Raw genomic sequence first — 20,262 nt, forward strand, 5'->3', positions numbered from 1 at the left:
GGATGAGACGCGCGTTGGGCGACGCGGGGGCGGGGGCGGCTCTCAGCGGGCAGCACACGCACAGCGCGCAGTTGGGCGAGCAGTCCTCACACTCGTCGGAGGCCTCTTCCGCGCATTCGTCGTGCACGTCCGACGCCAGGGCCAGCGTCTGGAAGACGCCGCCTGTCATCAGGACGAGGAGCACGGCGAGAAATCGCAGAAGGGACTGCATCCAGGACGGGCTTATTAAATGGGGCTTGGCGGTGTCAATCCAGCGGGCGAGGCGCTGAGGGTGGGGGCTCGCGTATCAGGCGCTCCAGCAGACGGCGCATCGCGCCGGCATCCCATTCCCGCGGGCCCGAGAAGCGGGCGACCTGACGGCCGTCGACGAGGAGGACGCTGACGGGGAGTTGGTCCACGCCGAACGCGTCACCGGCGCGCTTGTCCACGTCGAGGCGCAGGTGGAGCGGCGCGGGGGGAGGCCCCTTGAAGAAGGTCTCCACCGCCTGGGGCGTCTCGTCATGGCTGAAGACGACGACCTGGAGGTCCTCGGGGGGCGCTTGGGCCAGGGCGACGAGCTGGGGTGTCTCCTGCCGGCAGGGCGGACACCACGACGCCCAGAACACGATGAGCAATGCGCGGGAGGGCGGCACGTCCGCGACAGTGGGCGCGGTCCCCTGGAGCCGGACATAGGCCGGTGGGGGCTCGCTCTTGCATGCCCAGAGCAGCGGCGACAGTCCGAGCAGCAGCAGGCGCAAGGCGGTGTGGGTGCTCATCAGAGGGGCATACCTCGAAGCGTGCGAGCGTCCCCGAAGGTACCACGTCCCCGGGGCTTGCATATTCAAGCACTCTATTGAATGGTTGATTCGTGACGACGCCCCATCGACCCTTCAAGGACGCCATCTACGAACAGTTCGCCCGGATCGGTAAGGCCGTATCGGCGCCGAAGCGGCTGGAGCTTCTGGAGCTGCTCAGCCAGGGGCCGCGGACGGTGGAGTCGCTCGCTGGGCAGGCGAGCCTGTCGGTCGCCAACGCGTCCCAACATCTCCAGGTCCTTCGCGCCGCGCGGCTCGTCGATGCTGAGAAGCGCGGCCTCTATGTCGAGTATCGGCTCGCGGACGATGACGTCTGGCGGTTCTTCCTGTCGCTGCGCGGGCTCGCGGAGGCGCGTCTGGCTGAAGTCGAGCACGTCACCCGCGAGTACTTCACGCGGCGGGGCGCGATGGAGCCCGTCGAGGGGCCAGAGCTCCTCCGGCGGGTGAGGGCCGGAGACGTCACCGTGATCGACGTCCGCCCGGTGGAGGAGTATCGGGCGGGCCACATCCCCGGTGCGATTTCCATCCCCGTCAGCGAACTCAAGGCGCGGCTCGACGAGTTGCCGAAGGGCCGCGAGGTCGTCGCCTATTGCCGTGGCCCCTACTGCGTCATGGCGGTGGAGGCGGTCGAACTGCTTCGCAAGCGGGGCTTCGATGCACGGCGCATGGAGCAGGGCGTCATCGACTGGCGTGCCCGTGGCTGGCGCGTCGAAAGCGGGGCCGCACGGTCATGAGCTCCCAGCGTGACGTGGCGGGCCAGACCGCATCGCTCCGCGCGGCGCCGGACGTCCGCCTGGGGCTGCGGGAGAACTGGAAGCAGTTCTCCCTGCTCATGCTCACCAATGCCTTTGTCGGCGGCATGGTGGGCATCGAGCGCACCGTCGTCCCGTTGATGGGCTCCGAGGTGTTTCACATCGCGTCCACCACGCTCATCACCTCGTTCATCGTCAGCTTTGGTGTCGTCAAGGCGTTCGCGAACCTCGTGTCGGGGCAACTGGCGGATTCCTGGGGGCGCAAGCGGGTCCTCGTGGCGGGCTGGCTCGTGGGCCTGCCGGTGCCCTTCATGCTCATGGCCGCGCCGGACTGGGGGTGGGTGATTGCCGCCAACGTCTTGCTGGGGTTGAGCCAGGGGTTCACCTGGTCGATGGCGGTCATCATGAAGATCGACCTCGTCGGCCCGAAGGGACGCGGCCTGGCGGTGGGGCTCAACGAGTTCGCCGGGTACTTCGCGGTGGGGGCCACGGCTTTTCTCACCGGCGTGCTCGCGAGCCATCATGGCCTGCGCCCCGTCCCGCTCTACGTCGGCGTGGCCTACGCCGTCATCGGGACCGCCCTCTCCATCCTGCTGGTGCGGGACACGGGCGGGCACGTTCACGCGGAGGGCAGGGCCGCGAGCCCCGTGGAGGCGTCCTTGAGCTTCCGGGAAGTCTTCGCGCGCACGACGTTCCGGGACCGCAACCTGTTCGCCGCCTCGCAGGCGGGGTTGGTGAACAACCTCAATGACGGGATGAGCTGGGGGATCTTCCCTCTGTTCTTCACGTCGCTGGGGCTCGGCATCGAGCGGATTGGCATCCTCAAGGCCATCTATCCGGTGGTGTGGGGCGGGCTTCAAGTCGTGACGGGCCCCCTGAGCGACCGGTGGGGACGCAAGGGGCTGATTGTCGCCGGCATGTGGGTGCAGGCCGCGGGGCTCGCCCTGACGGCGTGGGGCGGGCGGTATGTCTGGTGGTTCGCCGGGAGCGTCCTGCTGGGGATTGGTACCGCCATGGTCTACCCGAGCTTGATCGCGGCGGTCTCCGACGCCTCCCAGCCCGCGTGGCGCGCGCGTTCGCTGAGCGTCTACCGCTTCTGGCGTGACCTGGGATACGCCCTGGGGGCGTTGCTGGCGGGCTTCATCGCGGACCGCTTCGGTTTCGAGTCGGCGATTCTCGCCGTCGCCGTCGCGACCTTCATGTCCGGCGCGACGGTGGCCGTGGTCATGCGTGAGGCGCCGCCGGCCGGCTGTGCGCTCGGGAGCGCCGGCGGTCGCGGCCTCGACGGGCACCGCGTGCCATGAAGGTCAGGTGCGCGCTTCGTCCGTCATCCTGGCCTTGAGCGTGGCACTCGGGGAGGCGCTGGGCAGCGTGCGACGGCCCCGGACCAGGCCGGAGCCCACGAGGGAGCTCCGGCCCGGAGGGGCTCAACGATTAGAGCTTGGCTGCCGTCGCGCTGAAGGCAGCGCAGGTGGCGGGCACCGCGAAGCCGTTGGTGGGCGTCGTGCTGCCGGAGCCGCCGGACACGGCGTTGGTGCCCAGGCCGAACGCGGCGAAGGCCGTCCACAGGCGGCAGACGTCCTCGCCACCGTGCAGGGTGGTGGCCGCGGTGATGATGCCGTCACGCACCTGGGTGAAGGTGGGGCTGCACGGCGTGTTCTTCAGGCCCTGGGTGAAGTACAGCATCATGCGCTGGTTACCCGCGGTGCCCGTGGCGTCGTACAGGTTGGGGCTGAAGCCGTGGTGGTTGACCAGGGCCCAGTAGGCCTCCCACATGCCCTGGGCGAACACGGCACCCACGCCGTGCGGAACCGCCATGCCGTTGATGCTGGCGTAGGTCCAGGTGTTGACGGAGCTGCTGGTGCTGTAGCGCTGGGGACGGATGCCCACGCCCGTCGTGGGCTGGTTCAGGGCGTAGGTGCCCACGCCGCGGCCCTGCGCGCCGGTGTCCGTCGCCTTCGCGGTGTAGAAGAGCGACAGGAAGTCGCTGATGCCTTCGCCCGGCTGCTGGCGGTTCGACAAGCAGGACACGTTGCTGGGACCGCCCACGAGGCGGTTGGAGATGCCGTGGCCGTACTCGTGGACGATGATGCCGGCGTCCAGGTCTCCGTCCTTGTTCGGCGTCACCGTGTTCCAGCGGTACATCTGCATGCGCGGCCGCTGGCCGTCCGGCGGGGTCATGAAGTTGGCGTTGTTCATGCCGCCGCCGTCCTGCGCCTCCGCGCGGACGTCGTCGTTGCCGACGCCGCCCCGGCCATAGTTGTTGACCTGGAAGTTACCGGACGCTTCGTCGAAGCCGTACTGGTACTGGACGTCGTGGATGATGTTGTTCCAGTAGAACAGGTTGGTGACGGCCGCGGGGATGTACGTGGACGGCGCGCTCGTGAGGGTGATGGGGAAGTCGCAGTGGATGAGCGCGGTGCAGTTGGGCTGCACGGCGGGCGGCAGGCCATCGTTGTTGGTGTCCTCGTAGGCGTGGACGTTGTTGCCGCGGAGGGTGGTGTACTCCGCGCCAGCCGCGCCGTTCGTATCGTGCCAGCCGTAGGGCGACGCCGTGGCGTTGGCGGGGTTGGAGACCAGCACGCGCCCATCCGCCGGGGGCAGCGGCGTGGTGTGGTTGGGGCTCTCTACCGGCATGGGATAGACGCGGTAGGTATCATCGGCCGCGACCCAGTCGAAGCGGGTCCAGACCTCGCCCGTGGACGCGTCCACCGTGACGTCGTAGGCGTGGTCGTTGTCCAGGGTGTGGACCTGGAAGCGCCACACGAGCCGGGCCTCGCCTCGGCGGACCGGCAGCACCGCCAGCTCCGCGTCGATGGGCTCGGTGGACAGGCCTTCCGCCGCCACGCGCGTGCGCTGGCGCGCGCCGGGCTCGGCCTTCAGGGACTGCGGCGCCGTGGAGAGGCGGACGCCCAGGTGCTTCGCCACGCCCACCACCGCGTCCGCGGCGCTCAGGCGCGGCGTGGTGCCGGCGAGCGAGGACTCCAGGGCCGGGAGGAAGTCGCTGTGCACGCTGAGCACGCGGCCGTCGCGGTCCACGTTGATTTGAAGCTGGCCGTTGTAGACGGGCAGGCCCCGGTACGTCTGGCGCAGGTACAGGTTGGTGGTGCCGCTCACCTTCGAATAGACGCGGTCCGTCACCTCGAGGTTCGCCAGGTCGTTGAGCCCCAGCCCAAGCGCGTCCCGGTGCTTCTGGACGAAGTCCAGGCCAATGGCCATCGGGTCGCCGCTGCGCGGACCGGAGAGCGCCCCCACCGGATTGGTGAGCGAGCGCACCAGGCCGTTGGACTCGTCGAACTCCACCATCAGTTCCGGCACGGCCTGCCGCAGCGCGGCCTGGCTGGAGGTCTGGGCCGACGAGATGCCAAATCGTGCCTGCGCGTTGTACGCATCACGCGCATCGTAATGACGAACGCCTTCCTCTGAATGGACTGCCATTGCAGCGGAACCCGAGAGGGTTCCCACGAGAAACACCGCATGAAAAAGGCGCCTTCGGTAAGGACCTGAGGACATGTCGTGCTCCTGCACTGCGGGTTGACCGCGCTCCTCTGGGAGCTACGGTGCTGGAGCGGCAGAAATCACACTTTGATTGAAAATAGCAAATCGCCAACTAATCTGGAATTCTGTGGTTTTGTGCAACGAATTTGCACAGTCCCGCAGTATGACAAGCAATGACGCTGTTGCGTCTTTTGCATGTCAATCATCCAACGCGGTGCGGTGAGCAGGAATTGGCCGCGGGAGCAGTCGCGACAGCAGCGCTCTCACGGAGCGCACGGGGTGGGCGCCGGGTTCGGGGATGCGCGCCGTCAACAGGGCCGCGCCCAGGCGGGCCACCGAGGACAGCACGAAGAGCACGTGCAGGTTCACCCAGGCGTGGCCGCCCAGGGTGAACTGGGTGGGCAGGGCAGCCGCGATGGCGCCTCCCAGCGCCGCGGCGGCGGTATAGGCCAGGCCGCCGGCGGTGGCGAAGGCCGCCAGGTAGAAGGGGCGGTTCTTCCGGGGCGCGACCGTCAAGGGCAGCTCGAAGATGGCCAGACCGTGGCCGCTCCACAGCGCCCCGGCGAGGAGGACATCGAAGAGCAGGGGCCACAGCATCCCCTCGGAGGGCAGCAGCCACAGGGCGGGAATGGCGGCGATGCCCAGTGAGCACGCCATCAACACGGGCTGGGCGCCGCAGCGGTCAATCGCGCGGCCCCAGAGTGGCGCCGCCAGGATGCGCACGCCCGCCACCGACGCGGCGTGCAGCGCCATGATGACGAAGGTCATCTTGAGGTTCTGGAGGCTGTGCAGCGCGAAGAAGGGCGCGGACACCCCCACCGCCGCGTTCCAGGCCACCTGGTAGGTGAGCACCCGGCGCGCGTTGCCATCCTTGAAAGGGACCAGTGCGCCGTTGAGCTCCAGGGGCGGGGCGGTGCCCGGGGGCGCCGGGTCGTGCTGCGAGGCCATGAACAGGGTGGTGACGATGCCCATGACGCATGCCCCCAACGCGAGCAGCGGCAGGGCCACGCCGACGCCATCCGTGGGGCGCAGCCGGTCCATCAGGAGGCCGGCGCCGAGGGAGGCCAGCGTGCCCGCCAGCGTGGTGAGCGCGGTGCGGCGTCCAAAGAAGCGGCCCCGGACGGCGCGAGGCACCAGTTCCCCCATCCATGCCACCCAGGCGTTGTTGCCCACCACGCTCAACGCGGCGGAGACGCCGGCCACCGTCAACAGCAGGCGCTGCTGGGATTCGAAGGGCAGACCCAGCCAGGGCAGCACCGCCAGGGGAAACATCACCACGCGGGACAGGCACACCGCGGTGAGGGCCACGCGCCGGTGGCCGAAGAGGCCCGTCAGCCAGGCCGCGGGGAACTGCACGAACTGCGCGAAGAAGGGCAGGGCCGTCATCACGCCGACGAGGAAGGGCCCCAGCTTCAGCGCGATGGCCCAGGCGGTGAGCACCGTCGCGCCCGCGCACGCGGTGAAGACCTCCGAGAACATGCCCTCCACCACGGAGACGCCCAGCGTTCGGCGCAACCGTCCCTGATGCGGGCGGACCATCGGTCCGGGCCCGTCCGCGGGCGGTGCCCCCAGGAGTGGCGCCGTCGAGCCGGGCAGGGAGGCGCCGGGGCGGAACAGCGGAACCGCGGAAGCAAGGGAGGCGAAGCTGAAGCTGCGGAGGAGCTGTCGACGGGAGGCTGCGCGGGTCACAGGTCCGCTCTCTGTCGCACGCTCCGCTGGGCCCTCTCAATCCACCCCCGGTGGGCCCCAGGGGGCTCGGTCGCTCTCCAGGCGGGAGCGGCGCGGCTGTCCCACATGCTCCGGCGCCTGTTCGCGCCTGGCTGCTGGGCAGCGCTGGAATCAGGTGCAGTTCAAGCGGTCTTGAACTATATGAACGGACGAGGAGACGGCGCACTATGGATCTGGCTCGGGAGCTGACGGATTTTCTGGGGGCGGTGGAGCAGCGGCTTGGCAGCACCCTGGTGGATGGCGATGCCGGTCCGGACGTGAAGGGCGACACGCTGATGGAGGCGGCCCGCCACCTGTGCCTGGGCAGCGGCAGCAAGCGAGCGCGCCCCATGCTGGCGCGGCTGTTCGGCGGCGCGGTGGGCGTTCCGGCGGAGCGACTGGTGGACGTAGCGGTGGCCGCGGAGCTCATCCATTCCGCCAGCCTGCTGCACGACGACGTGGTGGACGCGGGCATGTTCCGCCGGGGCCGGCCCACGGTGAACGCGCGCTGGGGCAACATCGTCGCGGTGATGAGCGGCGACCTCATCCTGTCCACGGGCCTGTTCCAGCTGTCTCAGTTGGACGCGCGGCTGACGCGCAGCGCGCTGTCGGTCGTCTCCGAGATGACCCGCGCCGCCATCGCCGAGGTGGAGGCTCGCGGCGACCTGGACCTGCCGCTCAACCGGCTGCGCTTCATCGCCGAGGGCAAGACGGGCTCGTTGTTCGGCTGGTGTGGCAACGCGGCGGCGACGCTGGCGGAGCACCCCGAGGCGGTGGAACGTTTCGACGGCTTCGGGCGTCACCTGGGCGTGGCGTTCCAGATTGCCGACGACATTCGCGACATCCTGGGCACGGACGTAGGCAAGCCGCGTTACGCAGACGTGCACTCGCGCACGCCGTCCATGCCCATCCTCCTGGCGGTGGCCAAGGATGAGTCGCTGCGGCGCAAGCTGAAGGACGCGTGGGCGTTCTCGGCGATCACGCCTGATCGCACGAAGGAGATTGGCGCGGCCATCGAGGCCACGGGGGCCGTGGATGCCTCCATGGCGCGGATGAACGTCGAAATCGAGGCGGCGCTCGACAAGCTGGGCCACTTCGCCAAGGAGCCCGCGGGCGCGGAGCTGGTGAGCTGGGCGCGGAAGCTGTCGGCAGGCATCGCCGAACAAGTCCAGGGGCGCGCTGCATGAAAGGCTACCTGTGGACGGGGGGACCCGGGAGCCCTGCCTCGGAGGCGCCGCCAGCGGATGGCCGGCTGGCGCCCTGGGAAGCCATCGCGGTGGACGCGGTGGGCAATGTCATTGAGTTCTGGGGGTTCAAGCGCAACCAGGGGCGGGTCTGGGCCCTGCTGTACCTGCGCGGTGAGCCCCTGACGGCGGGAGAAATCGAGCGCGAGCTGGACCTGTCCAAGGGCGGGGTCTCCATGCTGCTGCGTGACCTGGAGCGCTGGGGCGTCATCCAGCGCGTGCGCCTTCCCCAGGACACCGTCTGGCGTTACGGCGCGGAGAACGACCTGGTCCGGATGGTGACGCACGTCATCGAGGAGCGCGAGGCGGGCTTCGTCGCGCGCATCCGCGCCGACCTGGCGGAGGCCCGGCGGCTGGCGGAGACCCAGTCAGGGCTGCCCCCGGACCGGCTTCAGCGGCTGGAGAAGATGGCCACGCTGGCCGAGCACGTGGAGCGCGCGCTGCGGCTGTTCATCAAGACGTCCCGGCTGGACGTGTCCGGTGTGCTGTCCGTCTTCCGGGACGAGGCCACCGGGGCGCGCCGGGGCTCGAAGTAGTCTCAGTCAAAGGGGCGGACATGGATTCGCACTATGATCAGGTGATGAAGGCGCGTGCGGGCGCGGACCCGTCGGCCACGCGCCTGTACTTCGCGTACTCGACCATCCTGGACCGCGCCGCCTTCGAGGAGTGGCGGTCCCAGCACAGCTACGACTTCTTCGAACTGCCCGAGGGGCGGCTGGCCGAGGCCGTGGATGTGGATCTGGTCTATGACTTCCCGTCGCGCTGGTGGGGTGGGCGCGTCGCGGGGCTGACGGATTCCGCAGGCCAGAAGGTGTACGGCCGCCTGTTCGAGATTCGCGGCCAGGACTGGCCCATCATCCAGCACAAGGAGGGCTTCGTGACGAGCATGTGCGTGGAGCGGCCGGTGCGCGTGCGCGTGGATGGGCAGGAGCTGGAGGCCACGGCGTTCGTCACGAATCCGCGGCGTGCGTCGGCGGACGGCCCGGTCAGCACCCGTTTCGTGGACGCGCTGGTGCGCGGTGCCCAGGCCGCGGGCCTGCCAGCGGCCTACGTGGAGCGGCTGAAGCGCGGCGAGTAGCCCACGAGGGCGTTTCGTAAGACCTCGGACAAAGTCCAGCGTGGAGCCTTCCCGCCGCGCTGGGAGTGCACAGCTTGGGCGGAGCGTATGTTCTTCTTCTTCTCGAGCCGGCTCGGCTGTATCGGCAGCATCCTGGTGTCGATCGCCCTGAGCGCGGTGCTCTACTTCCTGTTCATGCGCTGAGGCCCGGCCCCTGGGCTCGGCTCACGGCTTGCCGTGCCACAGGTCGTCCGAGTCCTCGGAGTCCAGTGGATGGATGGTGATCTCGCGCCCGTCCTTGTCGGGCGTGCTGCGCACCGCCTCCGTCTCGTCCGGCGTTCGAGGCGCCCGCTCCGAGAAGTTGTCGTTTTGAAGGTGGCGCTGACGCTGCTCACTGGTCCCGCCGTACCCTTCAATGATCCTCTTCTTCGTCATCCCCGTCCTCCTGGTGAGTCGATCGCCCAGAAGTAGGCTGGGGTCGGATGGAGGAGGGAGCAAGCGGCGTCGTCTGCTCGCCTGGAGTGCGGGTGATGTGCCGGCGCTTGGCGGACGGATGCCTACATGCACAAGCCATCAGGTGTTTTCAGGGTGGCCTGAGACCTTCGTTCCTACATGAACATCAGAGCAGGAAACCCGACGTGGCTGATCGGGACAGGTTGCCTGTCTGGATGTTCAGTGGTTCGTGCGGTGGTCGGCCAGGCAATGCCTACATGAACGAACTATCAGGCACTTCCGGCCTCATCATCGCGGCGCCGCTGTGAGCGGACTTCAGTGGCACACCGGGTTCTGGTTGCCTCCACTGCTGATTGCATGTTCAGTGGGTGGGTGCCCTCGATTGCACCAATGCCCACATGGGCGCGTGTTCAGTGGTGTGCGGAGCGCTGATCGCGACCAGATTGCTGATGATATGTTCAGTGATTCGGGCGCCGCCTGAATTGCCAATGCCTACATTGCCGTGTGTTCAGTGTCACTGCAAGGCGGATCGCCGTCTTTTAACTGACTGGATGTTCAGTGAATTCTGGCACCCCATGTGTCGAGGTTACGGGCTTGCTCGGTCAGTGACTGGCTGGTTCCTGTTCGTTGATTGGATTTGATGTGTTTTGATGTGATGTCTGTGATTGTTTGTCTGTGATTGGTGGTTGTCTTTAGGGGCAGACAGGGGAGTCCGCGGTGATGCTGCGGCGGACGCCCCTGTATCGAGGCATTGACTCAGCCCGGCGTGAACCACAGCACGGACAACGGGGGCAGGGTGAGGGTGGCCGAAGCCGGCTGGCCATCCCAGCCCGTGGGCTCGGTGTGAATCTGGCCCATGTTGCCCAGGTTGGAGCCGCCGTACTGCTCGGCGTCCGTGTTGAGCAACTCCACGTAGCGGCCCTGGAACGGGAAGCCCACGCGGTAGTTCTCACGCACCGTTGGCGACAGGTTGGCGATACACACCACATGCCGTCCTGGCTGACGCGCGCGCCGCACGAACGCGAATACGTTGTACGCGGCCGAGTCCGGCTGGAGCCATTGGAAGCCCATGGGCTCGCCGTCCGCGTCGTGAAGCGCGGGCATGTCCCGGTAGATGCGGTTCAGGTCCGAGACCAGTTGAAGGATGCCGTGGTGCCCGGGGTCGTGCGTCAGGTGCCAGTCCAGGCTCTTGTCGTGGTTCCACTCGGTGGGCTGGCCGAACTCGCCGCCCATGAAGACGAGCTTCTTGCCCGGGTGCGCCCACATCCACGCGAACAGGGCGCGCAGGTTGGCGCGCTTCTGCCACGGGTCGCCGGGCATGCGCCCGTACAGGCTGCCCTTGCCGTGCACCACCTCGTCATGGCTCAGCGGCAGCATGAACTGCTCGCTGAACGCGTACAGCAGGCCGAAGGTGAGCTGGTTGTGGTGGTACTGCCGGTAGATGGGGTCCTTGGAGAAGTACGACAACGTGTCGTGCATCCACCCCATGTTCCATTTGTAGTCGAACCCCAGGCCGCCTTCGGACACCGGCGCGGACACCTTGGGCCAGGCCGTGGACTCCTCGGCGATGACGACGACGCCCGGGTGCTTGCGGTGGACCGTTTCGTTCAGCTCGCGCAGGAAATGGATGGCCTCTTCGTTCTCCCGGCCGCCCCAGCGGTTGGGGATCCACTCGCCCTGTTTGCGGCTGTAGTCGAGGTAGAGCATCGACGCCACCGCGTCTACGCGCAGTCCGTCGACGTGGTACTCCTCGATCCAGAACAACGCGTTGGCGATGAGGAAGTTGCGCACCTCATTGCGGCCGAAGTTGAAGACCAGCGTGCCCCAGTCCGGCTGCGCGCCCTTGCGCGGGTCGGCATGCTCATACAGGGCCGTGCCGTCGAACTGTCCCAGGGCGTGCAGGTCGCGCGGGAAGTGTCCGGGCACCCAGTCCACGAGCACCCCGATGCCTTCCTGGTGCATGTGGTCGATGAAGAAGCGCAGGTCATCCGGGTGGCCGAAGCGCGCCGTGGGAGCGTAGTAGCCACCTACCTGGTAGCCCCAAGAGCCACCGTAGGGGTGCTCGGCGACGGGGAGCAGCTCGATGTGGGTGAAGCCGGTGAACTTGATGTACTCGGCCAGCGCCGGGGCCAGCTCCCGGTACGTCATGGGCCGGTCGCCGTCCTCCACCACTCGGCGCCAACTGCCCAGGTGGACCTCGTACACGCTCCACGGCTGGTGATGGACGTCCCGCCGCTGCGCGCGTTGCTCCAGCCACGCCGCGTCGCCCCAGGTGTAGCGCGCCAGGTCGTGCACCACGGAGGCCGTGGCGGGGGGGACCTCGGTACGGAAGGCGAACGGGTCCGCCTTGAGGACGTTGTTGGGCCCGCCCTGGCCGGGGCGAATCTCGAACTTGTACCGGGTGCCTTCGCCCACCTCGGGGACGAACAGCTCCCAGATGCCGGAGGAGCCCATGCGGCGCATGGAGTGCAACCGGCCGTCCCAGCCGTTGAAGTCACCGACCACCGACACGCCCGCCGCCGTGGGGGCCCACACCGCGAACGAGGTGCCGCGCACGCCGTGGTGGTGCAGCAGGTGCGCGCCCATGCGCTCCCAGAGGCGCTCGTGGCGGCCTTCTCCGGCGTAATACAGGTCCATCTCCCCCAGGGTGGGGAGGAAGCTGTACGGGTCGCGAAGCGTGAAGACGCGCTTGCCGGGGTACTCCACTTCCAGCAGGTAGTTGAACGTCTGGTCCTTGCCGTTGATGCGGGCCTCGTAGACGCCGCCCAGCCGGTGCGTCATCGCGACGCGACCGCCGGATTCCGGCAGCACGTGGATGGCCACGGCGTCCGGGCGGAAGGTGCGAATCACCACGCCATCCCCATCCGGGTGGATGCCCAGGACAGCGTGCGGCTCCGGATGCCTCAGCTCCACGACGCGCTGAAGCTCCGCGTCGACCTGGGCCTTGTCGGCTGGCTTCCTCACTTGGATGCCTCCATACGCAAGAGGGCCTGGAGGGGGATGCGCACCCAGTCGGGCCGGTTCTGCATTTCGTATCGCACTTCGTAGAGGAGCTTCTCCAGCTCGAACGCACGCAGCATCACGTCGAAGGTGTCTTCGTCCGACGGCAGGAAGGGCGCGCCGCGCGTCGCCTGCCGGTAGCCTTCCACGAAGGCGTCGCGCATGGTGCTGATGCGCTCGTGGGGCGTGCCACCCTCCAGCGCCACCGTCGCCTCCGCGTAGTCGAACGAGCGGATCATCCCCGCCACGTCGCGCAGCGCGCTGTACTTCTCCCGGCGGGCGGTGAAGGAGCGCGCGGGCTCTCCTTCGAAGTCGAAGATGATCCACTGGTTGTTGGCGCGCAGCACCTGCCCCAGGTGGAGATCGCCGTGGATGCGAATCTTCTGGCCGGAGGGCGGCACCTGCGCCAGGCGCTTCGCGTGATCGATGAGGTCCTCGCGCCGGTTCTCCAGTTCCGGGTTCTGCCGGCTGGCGTCCGCCAGCGTCACGCCCAGCTCCCCGACGATGGAGGCGCTCCAGCGCTGGAGGTCCTCTTGCAACAGCGGCTCTGGCGTGAAGGCCGGGTCTTCTTCGGTCGCCGAGGCGAACGCCAGGTGGAGCTCGCCCAGGCGCGAACCCAGGTCGCGCATCTCCGATTGGAAGCGCGGACCCACGGCGCGCTCCTGGCGCAGCCGGTCCAGCGTGTACTTCCAGCCGTCCGTCGCGTCCGGCACGAAGCGGTGGGCCACCGCGAGCGTCGCGCCCGCCGCCCCTTCCAGATGCAGCGCGCCCAGCAGCGTGGGCGTGGCGCGGAACGACGTCTTGGTCGCGAGGAAACGGCCCACCTCATGCTCTGGATTCACGCCGGCTTCCAGCTTGCGGATGATCTTCAGGATGACCTTCTCACCCAGCACCACCGAGGTGTTGCTCTGCTCCACCTGCAGCCGCCGCACTTCCGGTGATGCGGGGAGCGCGAGCAAGCTGTCCTGGCCGCCAATCCACTCGCCTTGCACGCGGCCGGACGCGGACGCCACCTGGCCTCCGGTTCGGATGAGGTCGAAGAGGCCGCGCAGGCATTCATCGCTCTCCAGCGCGTCTCGCACGCCTTCGGTGGAGGGATGGACGGGCAGCAGGTACCGCTCCGGGCTGCCCAGTTCGTAGATGACCTCCACCACGGCGAGGCTGAACGAGCAGCCGCCCGATTCGACGGTGGCGTGGTCCATCACCGTGACGTGCTTGATGGGCCAGGCCTTGCCGCTGAACCAGCGCTGGTGCTTGAGGTAGTCAGGGAGCTTGGTCAAGTCGAGGGTCGTCATTCGAGGCTCCTCACCTGCTGGGACTTGTCCAGCCGGAACCACAGGAACATGAAGGGGCCCATGGAGAGCTGATACGGAATCTCACTCACCCGCGGGAAGGGGGTTTCTCCAATCAGCTCCACCGGCACAGTGCCCTCCCACTCACGCATGTCGAGCACCGCGGGCTGGGCGAAGCGCGACAGGTTGCACACCACCAGAACCGTCTGGCCCTCCCATTCCCGGATGAAGGCCAGCACCTTGCGATTGTCCGTCTGGAGGAAGCGCAGGTTCCCCAACGAGAAGACGGGGTAGCGCTGGCGGATGCGGATCATCCGCTTCACCCAGTGCAGGAGGCTGGACTTCACCCGCTCCTGCGCTTCCACGTTGATGGACTGATAACCGTACACCGGGTCGGCGATGACGGGCGCGTACAGGCGTGCGTAATCCGCGCGGCTGAAGCCCGCGTTGCGGTCCCCCGTCCATTGCATGGGCGTGCGCACGCCGTTGCGGTCGCCGAGGTAGATGTTGTCGCCCATGCCAATCTCGTCGCCGTAATAGAGGACGGGCGTGCCGGGCAGGGTGAAGAGCAGGCTGTGCATCAGCTCGATGCGCCGGCGGCCGTTGTCCATCAGCGGCGCCAGCCGGCGGCGGATGCCCAGGTTGATGCGCATGCGCGGGTCGGTGGCGTACTCCCGGTACATGTAGTCCCGGTCCTCGTCGGTCACCATCTCCAGCGTCAGCTCGTCATGGTTGCGCAGGAAGATGGCCCACTGGCAGTTGTCCGGGATGTCCGGCGTCTGCTGCATGATTTCGACGATGGGCGTGCGGTCCTCGCGGCGCACCGCCATGTAGAGGCGGGGCATCACCGGGAAGTGGAAGCCCATGTGGAACTCATCGCCGTCGCCGAAGTACACGCGCACGTCGGCGGGCCACTGGTTCGCCTCCGCCAGCAGCATCTTCCCCTTGTATTCGGAGTCGATGGTCTTCCGCAGGCGCTTGAGGAAGGCGTGCGTCTCCGGGAGGTTCTCGCAGTTGGTGCCTTCGCGCTCGAAGAGGTAGGGCACGGCGTCGCAACGGAACCCGTCCACGCCCATGTTGAGCCAGAAGCGCATGACGTCCAGCATGGCTTCCTGCACTTCGGGGTTGTCGTAGTTGAGGTCCGGCTGGTGGCTGAAGAAGCGGTGCCAGAAGTACTGCTTGGCCACCGGATCCCACGTCCAGTTGGAGCGCTCCGTGTCCAGGAAGATGATGCGCGCGCCCTTGTACTGCTCGTCGGTGTCGCTCCAGACGTACCAGTTGCGCTTGGGACTGTTGGGGTCGCTGCGCGCTTCCTGGAACCAGGGGTGCTGGTCACTGGTGTGGTTCACCACCAGCTCGGTGATGACGCGGATGTCGCGCTTGTGCGCCTCATCCACCAGCCGCTGGAAGTCCGCGAGCGTGCCGTAGTCCGGGTGGACGCCGTAGAAGTCCGCGATGTCGTAGCCGTCGTCGCGCAGCGGCGACGGGTAGTGGGGCAGCAACCAGAGGCAGTTGATGCCCAGGTCCTGGAGGTACGGAAGCTTCTCAATCAGACCGGGGATGTCCCCGTGGCCGTCGCCATTGGAGTCATGGAAGGCACGCAGGTGCAGCTCGTAGATAAGGGCTTTCTTGTACCAGAGGGGATCCAGGTCCATTACGCCTCTCGGGTTGTCACTCGTAGTAGTCGAACGCGTTCTCGGTGCGGCGGAACCGGTGAACGGCCCAGAGGGCCGCGGGCTGCTCAGGCGTCATGCGCACCTGCACGTCCGGACCCTGCCACAGCGAGCGCTGGTCCGACATCAGCTCGTGCACCTGATACGTCTCGTCAGGGCGCGCGCCCAGCCACTCGAGTGGCACGTGCAGCAGCGCCTCCTGGGCGGCATACGGGTCCAGGCTCACCGCCATCAGCACCATGCTGCCGCCGTCTGGCGTGCGCTTGCCGTAGAAGAGGACTCGGTCGTTGTTCGACGAGAAGAAGCGCAGCGTCCCGTACTGGTGCAGCGCGGGGTGCGTGCGGCGAGCGGCGTTGAGGCGCGCAATCCAATCCCGGATGTTGCCGGGCCGGTCCAGGTCCCACGCGACCAGCTGGTACTTCTCTGAATCGGTGTACTCCTCCTTGCCCGGGATGGGGCGGCCTTCGCACAGCTCGTAGCCGCAGTACATGCCCCACACGGAGGAGAGCGTACCGGCCAGCGCCGCGCGCAGACGGAAGGCACCGGGCCCCGCGTTCTGGAGGAACTCCGGGAGGATGTCCGGCGTATTGGGCCAGAGGTTTCCGCGGAAGTAGTCGGACACCGGCGGCTGGGTGATTTCCTCCAGGTACTCCTGGAGCTCTCCCTTGAAGTTGCGCCAGGTGAAGTAGGTGTACGACTGGGTGAAGCCCACCTTGCCCAGGGCCTTCATCACCTTGGGGCGGGTGAAGGCCTCGGACAGGAAGAGGACCTGGGGGTGGGCTTCCTGCACGCGTCGGATGAGCCAGGCCCAGAATTGCGTGGGTTTGGTGTGCGGGTTGTCCACGCGGAACGTGTTCACCCCTTGCTTCACCCAGTGGAGGACGACGGACTCCAACTCCGCCCAGAGCGACTCGCGGGCGGGGCCCATCCAGTCGAAGTTGACGATGTCCTCGTAGCGCTTGGGCGGGTTCTCCGCCGTCTTGATGGTGCCGTCCGGCCGGTGCTGGAACCACTCCGGATGCTCCTTCACGTACGGGTGGTCCGGCGAGCACTGGAAGGCCAGGTCCAGCGCCACCTCGATGCCGTGGGCCTGCGCCGTCTCCACGAAGTGCCGGAAGTCCTCCAGCGTCCCCAGCTTCGGGTGCACGGCCTTGTGGCCGCCTTCCGAGGCGCCAATGGCCCAGGGGCTGCCTACGTCGTCAGGCGCCGCGGTGAGGCTGTTGTTCTTGCCCTTGCGCGCCGTGCGGCCAATGGGGTGGATGGGCGGGAGGTAGACGGTGTCGAAGCCGAGCTGCTGGATGTACGGCAGCCAGCCTTCCGCGTCCCGGAAGGTGGCGTGGGTGACGCCGTCGCGCTTCGCCGAACGCGGGAAGAACTCGTACCACGCACTGAAGCGGGCCTTCTCCCGGTCCGCGAAGACCTCCAACACCTTGTCGTAGCGGCGGGCCAGTGAGCGGTCCGGATGGGTCGAAGCCACATCGGCCAGTTCGGGGGCCAGGGCCACGGCGAGGAGGTCCGGGGAGGGCGGCTGTCGCAGCCGGACGGCCGCTTCGTCCAGCACTCGCGCGTCGTCCAACTGCTTCGCCGCACGGGCACGGGCGGCGGCGCCTTCCAGCAGGGCGGCGCCTTCCAGCAACTCACTGCGCACGTCGCGGCCCGCGTCGACCTTGCGCTTGAGCTCGGACGTCCAGGTCCGGAAGAGGTCTGGCCAGGCCTCAATCGTGTACTCGTAGCGGCCGTTCCGCGTCAGGGGGAATTCACCTTCCCACCGGTCATTGCCGAGGAAGCGCATGGGCACTTCCTCCCAGTCGGTCTGCTGCGCCCTGGGCGTCACCTGGCGCCAGCGGACGACGGCGACGAGGACGTCATGGCCTTCCTTGAAGACATCGGCCTTGACGGTGCACCGCTCTCCCACGACGCGCTTCACGGCGTGACGTCCAGCGTCCAGCTCGGGGCTGACTCCCTCGATGAATACGCTTCCGAGTCGTTCAGTCATGGTGGCTGGCGGCCCTTATAGGTCTTGGGTTGTGATTGCCTCGCGGCGAATCGCGGCTGTTGTCGATGCTGGACGCCTTCCGTACCCGTCGCGTTGGCTCGTCAACGTTAAGGATGGGGGCAGGCACTGCCCACCCTGGAAGGCACGGCGCGCCCGGGTGCCCGCCTGCCGATACTTGAAGCTGGGAACTGCCCTGCCGTTTGAGCTATCCGGGACGAACATGGCGCCTCCTTCCTCCGCTGTGCCCCGAGCAAGCGACCCAGCGCTGGACCGGGCCCTCCTCCGGCAAATCGCCATGGGAAGCCCGCAGGCCATGCGCGACGTCTACGCGCGCTGCGGCGGACGGTGTTTCGCCATCGCGTTGCGGTTGCTGCCGAGCCGCGCTGACGCGGAAGAGGTGTTGCAGGAGTCCTTCCTGGAGGTCTGGCGGCGCGCCCGGGAGTTCAATCCAGAACGCGGCGGCCTGGAGGCCTGGGTGGCGACGATTGTACGCACGCGCGCCATTGACCGGCTGCGGGCGCAGGGAACGGCGGCCCGCGTGGTGGAGGGGGCCGCGCAGCAGGAGCCTCCGGTCAGCGCCGCGCCCGCCGCGCCGGACGATGCGGTCAGCCAGGAGGAGGCTCGCGCTCGCGTGGTGGCGGCGCTGGCCCAGCTTCCGCCGGAGCAACGGGCGGTGGTGGAGCTTGCCTACTTCGAAGGCCTCTCCCAGCGGGAGATTTCCGAGCGCACCGGAGACCCATTGGGCACGGTGAAGACCCGTGCGCGGATCGCGTTGGAGAAGCTGGGGGCGTTGTTGGAGATGCTACGCCCCCACGCCTAGCCCCAATGACGGTCCGTCAGGAACGACCCTTCTTGCGCTCCGTCTTCGCCTTCGGGCCCTCGCCGTAGCCGGACACCACGAGCCCGAGCGTCTGGACGAAGTTCACCGCGGCCTCCACGGGGATGCGCGTGGCCTTCACCCGGTTGCGCGCGGGGTCGATGAACACGCCCTGCGCGGTTCCGAAGTCCACCTTCGTGAGCGTGCAGCCGCGGAAGTTGCTGCCGGTGACGTCCGAATCGCTGAAGTCCGCCTCGGACAGGTCCGTGTCGATGAAGTTCATCTCCAACGCCGTGCAGCGAAGGAACGCCGTCTTCCGCAGGCTGAGCCCCGCGAAGGTGCAGTAGCGCAGGTTGGAGCCGTCGAAGGTGACTTCGGGGAAGGTGCCCACGTCCGTCCAGTCGATGCCCATCAGCTTGGAGCTTTCGAACCGCACGTCCCGCAGCGACGTCTCCGTGAATCGGGCTCGCGTGAGGTCGCAACCGGTGAAGACGCAGGACTCCATCCGAGCCCTCGTCCAGCGGCTCTCCTGCAGCGTGCAGTTGCGGAACGTGCAGCGGTAGAACTCCTTCCCGCCCAGGTCCGCCTCCTGGAGGTTCAGGTCAGCGAAGGTTTCGTTCTCGAAGCTGTCTTCTTCGTGGATGCGCTGGGAGGCCATGGTGGGCCGTCACTAACGCCAGTGGGCGCTCGCTGGCCAAGCCATTTCGCTCCGGACTCGCTATCCATGACGGACGGTGAAGGCCGCCAGCATGGGCCCCGCGAGGCGGGTGTTCGCGGGAGACGTCGGCCCTCCTTCGGGAAGCTGCGTGAGGAGCGCCTCCAAGGCGGGCTTCATCTCCTCGAAGGCGGCGGTGGCCGCGGCCGCGTTGTCGAAGAAGCGGTGGTAGAGGAGCCAGCCGGTGACGGAGCAGGCGATGGCGTGGAAGGAGCGGGTGTCATCCAACTCGTAGGTGAGCCGCGCCAGGCCGCCGAAGTCCTCATCCCGCGCGATGGTGCCGCCCTGGGTGCCCATCCACCCGATGGAGCCCCCGTCTTCATATGGCCGCCACGCCGCGTCGTCCGCACGTCCCACCATTCCACCCCTTGAAAGGAAACCGGCGCCATCATGCGTGCCCTGGGGCGGACGCTCCAGGGCTCCGAGGCCTCCGCTTCGTCCGGAGGTGGACGTCGGTTCGGCGCGGAGGAGGTAGGGAAGGGGAGCACGCCGCGGTGCGAGGAGCCGTTGCGGCGGGCCGGTTTGTGCCCGGCGAGGCGCCGTCCTAACCTGTCATGTCCATGAAGGCGATCCTCGTCTCCCTCTTCCTGTTGGGCTCGGCGCCGGACTCCAGCGCGCCAGCGATTCCGCCCGAAGCGCTCGCGGCGCCCCCTGTCGCGGATGAGTCCCCCACCGCGTGGTCCTGCACCGTGGACACCCTGCGAGCTGGGAAGGAATGCGTGTTCGAGGCGGACCTGTCCGCGGGCGCGCCCAGCGATTCGCAGGACGCGTCCAACAAGAAGCTCCTCCAGGACGTGGCCCGCGCGCTGTGCACGGAGGCGGTGGGCAACATCCGCGAGGGCCGCCCGGACGCGACGCTCACCGCGCTTTGTGAGCGGCGCTACATCACCGCCGTGGACCAGTGTGGACTGGAAGGCACGTCGTTCGTGGTGGACGCCAAGGGCCGCTTCGCTCCCGGCGCTCGGTCCTGCTACCGCGCGCTGGCCAACGTCCTTCAGGAGGTGCAGTTCATGGCCACGGTGGCCTCGCCATGCTGCGAGTGCGCCGCCCGCGCCAACTGTCCGGGCACCGCGGACCGCTGCTATGCCGAGGTCGCCCAGCAGGCCACCGCGCCTCAGACGCAGGCGTGCCTGAGTGATCGGTGCGCGGATGCGTGCGCCGTCGTGCTGCCGCGGCCTCGCTCCGGTGCGCACCCCGCGCCCACCGTCCAGCAGCGCAACCGTTCTTCCAGCCCTGGCTCCGCTTCCCTCTAGGAGTTCCGCCC

The 20,262-nt window shown here is 67.9% G+C and carries 18 protein-coding genes; 7 read left to right on the forward strand and 11 right to left on the reverse strand.

What is annotated here, in order from left to right; genetic code table 11:
* Together HNV26_RS26850 and HNV26_RS26855 are read right to left on the reverse strand one after the other, a co-directional pair.
* The coding region (locus tag HNV26_RS26850; protein WP_171452900.1) for a hypothetical protein at positions 1 to 211 on the reverse strand (211 nt) is incomplete at its 3' end.
* Between the two features lie 34 nt (positions 212 to 245).
* Positions 246 to 755: a TlpA family protein disulfide reductase gene (locus HNV26_RS26855; protein ID WP_171443735.1), complete on the reverse strand. Its 510-nt coding sequence runs from the start codon at positions 753 to 755 to the stop codon at positions 246 to 248.
* 92 nt (positions 756 to 847) lie between these two features.
* Here HNV26_RS26855 and HNV26_RS39375 point away from each other — a divergent pair, with 92 nt between their 5' ends.
* On the forward strand, positions 848 to 1,528 hold the full coding sequence (locus tag HNV26_RS39375; protein ID WP_171443736.1) for an ArsR/SmtB family transcription factor: 681 nt from the start codon (positions 848 to 850) through the stop codon (positions 1,526 to 1,528).
* Positions 1,525 to 2,850 carry an MFS transporter gene (locus tag HNV26_RS26865; protein WP_171443737.1) on the forward strand — a complete coding sequence of 442 codons (1,326 nt, stop codon included), beginning with the start codon at positions 1,525 to 1,527 and terminating at the stop codon, positions 2,848 to 2,850. The genes HNV26_RS39375 and HNV26_RS26865 overlap by 4 nt, the downstream gene beginning before the upstream one ends.
* A 130-nt stretch (positions 2,851 to 2,980) precedes the next feature.
* Here HNV26_RS26865 and HNV26_RS26870 read toward each other — a convergent pair whose 3' ends face one another.
* Positions 2,981 to 4,984, reverse strand: a complete 2,004-nt coding sequence (locus tag HNV26_RS26870) for a M36 family metallopeptidase (protein ID WP_253817078.1) — start codon at positions 4,982 to 4,984, stop codon at positions 2,981 to 2,983.
* A gap of 258 nt (positions 4,985 to 5,242) precedes the next feature.
* Entirely contained in the window at positions 5,243 to 6,733 is a 1,491-nt protein-coding gene (locus HNV26_RS26875) for an MFS transporter (protein WP_171443739.1), read from the reverse strand.
* A 206-nt stretch (positions 6,734 to 6,939) separates the two neighbouring features.
* Here HNV26_RS26875 and HNV26_RS26880 point away from each other — a divergent pair, with 206 nt between their 5' ends.
* From HNV26_RS26880 to HNV26_RS26890, 3 genes are read left to right on the forward strand one after another with little or no spacing between them, the layout of a single operon-like run.
* The gene (locus tag HNV26_RS26880) at positions 6,940 to 7,938 is read left to right on the forward strand and encodes a polyprenyl synthetase family protein (protein ID WP_011553696.1); all 999 of its coding nucleotides are present in this window, start codon (positions 6,940 to 6,942) and stop codon (positions 7,936 to 7,938) included.
* The gene (locus HNV26_RS26885) at positions 7,935 to 8,531 is read left to right on the forward strand and encodes a GbsR/MarR family transcriptional regulator (RefSeq protein WP_011553697.1); all 597 of its coding nucleotides are present in this window, start codon (positions 7,935 to 7,937) and stop codon (positions 8,529 to 8,531) included. Before HNV26_RS26880 ends, HNV26_RS26885 begins: the two co-directional genes overlap by 4 nt.
* A 20-nt stretch (positions 8,532 to 8,551) precedes the next feature.
* Positions 8,552 to 9,073: a gamma-glutamylcyclotransferase gene (locus HNV26_RS26890; protein WP_090492462.1), complete on the forward strand. Its 522-nt coding sequence runs from the start codon at positions 8,552 to 8,554 to the stop codon at positions 9,071 to 9,073.
* 204 nt (positions 9,074 to 9,277) lie between these two features.
* Here the strand turns inward: HNV26_RS26890 and HNV26_RS26895 are convergent, their stop codons facing one another.
* The 5 genes from HNV26_RS26895 to HNV26_RS26915 form a co-directional block, all read right to left on the reverse strand.
* Complete coding sequence (locus HNV26_RS26895) at positions 9,278 to 9,487, reverse strand: hypothetical protein (RefSeq protein WP_090492464.1); 210 nt, start codon at positions 9,485 to 9,487, stop codon at positions 9,278 to 9,280.
* Between the two features lie 774 nt (positions 9,488 to 10,261).
* A complete protein-coding gene (gene glgB / locus HNV26_RS26900) occupies positions 10,262 to 12,469 on the reverse strand; it encodes a 1,4-alpha-glucan branching protein GlgB (RefSeq protein ID WP_171443740.1) in 2,208 nt (735 codons plus the stop codon).
* A complete protein-coding gene (locus HNV26_RS26905) occupies positions 12,466 to 13,800 on the reverse strand; it encodes a phosphotransferase (protein ID WP_171443741.1) in 1,335 nt (444 codons plus the stop codon). The genes glgB and HNV26_RS26905 overlap by 4 nt, the downstream gene beginning before the upstream one ends.
* Complete coding sequence (gene treS / locus HNV26_RS26910; RefSeq protein ID WP_171443742.1) at positions 13,797 to 15,452, reverse strand: maltose alpha-D-glucosyltransferase; 1,656 nt, start codon at positions 15,450 to 15,452, stop codon at positions 13,797 to 13,799. Before treS ends, HNV26_RS26905 begins: the two co-directional genes overlap by 4 nt.
* Before the next feature lie 16 nt (positions 15,453 to 15,468).
* Positions 15,469 to 17,466: an alpha-1,4-glucan--maltose-1-phosphate maltosyltransferase gene (locus HNV26_RS26915; protein WP_171443743.1), complete on the reverse strand. Its 1,998-nt coding sequence runs from the start codon at positions 17,464 to 17,466 to the stop codon at positions 15,469 to 15,471.
* 220 nt (positions 17,467 to 17,686) lie between these two features.
* On the opposite strand from HNV26_RS26915, the gene HNV26_RS26920 reads away from it, so the two are divergent.
* Positions 17,687 to 18,286, forward strand: coding sequence for a sigma-70 family RNA polymerase sigma factor (locus tag HNV26_RS26920; RefSeq protein WP_171443744.1), 600 nt, complete (start codon positions 17,687 to 17,689; stop codon positions 18,284 to 18,286).
* A gap of 16 nt (positions 18,287 to 18,302) precedes the next feature.
* Here the strand turns inward: HNV26_RS26920 and HNV26_RS26925 are convergent, their stop codons facing one another.
* Complete coding sequence (locus HNV26_RS26925; protein WP_171443745.1) at positions 18,303 to 18,941, reverse strand: pentapeptide repeat-containing protein; 639 nt, start codon at positions 18,939 to 18,941, stop codon at positions 18,303 to 18,305.
* 60 nt (positions 18,942 to 19,001) lie between these two features.
* On the reverse strand, positions 19,002 to 19,358 hold the full coding sequence (locus HNV26_RS26930; RefSeq protein WP_140862821.1) for a hypothetical protein: 357 nt from the start codon (positions 19,356 to 19,358) through the stop codon (positions 19,002 to 19,004).
* Between the two features lie 200 nt (positions 19,359 to 19,558).
* Here HNV26_RS26930 and HNV26_RS26935 point away from each other — a divergent pair, with 200 nt between their 5' ends.
* Entirely contained in the window at positions 19,559 to 20,251 is a 693-nt protein-coding gene (locus HNV26_RS26935) for a hypothetical protein (protein ID WP_253817080.1), read from the forward strand.
* The last annotated feature ends 11 nt before the right edge of the window (positions 20,252 to 20,262 follow it).

The organism is Myxococcus xanthus (assembly GCF_013116825.1).
Taxonomy (GTDB): domain Bacteria; phylum Myxococcota; class Myxococcia; order Myxococcales; family Myxococcaceae; genus Myxococcus; species Myxococcus xanthus_B.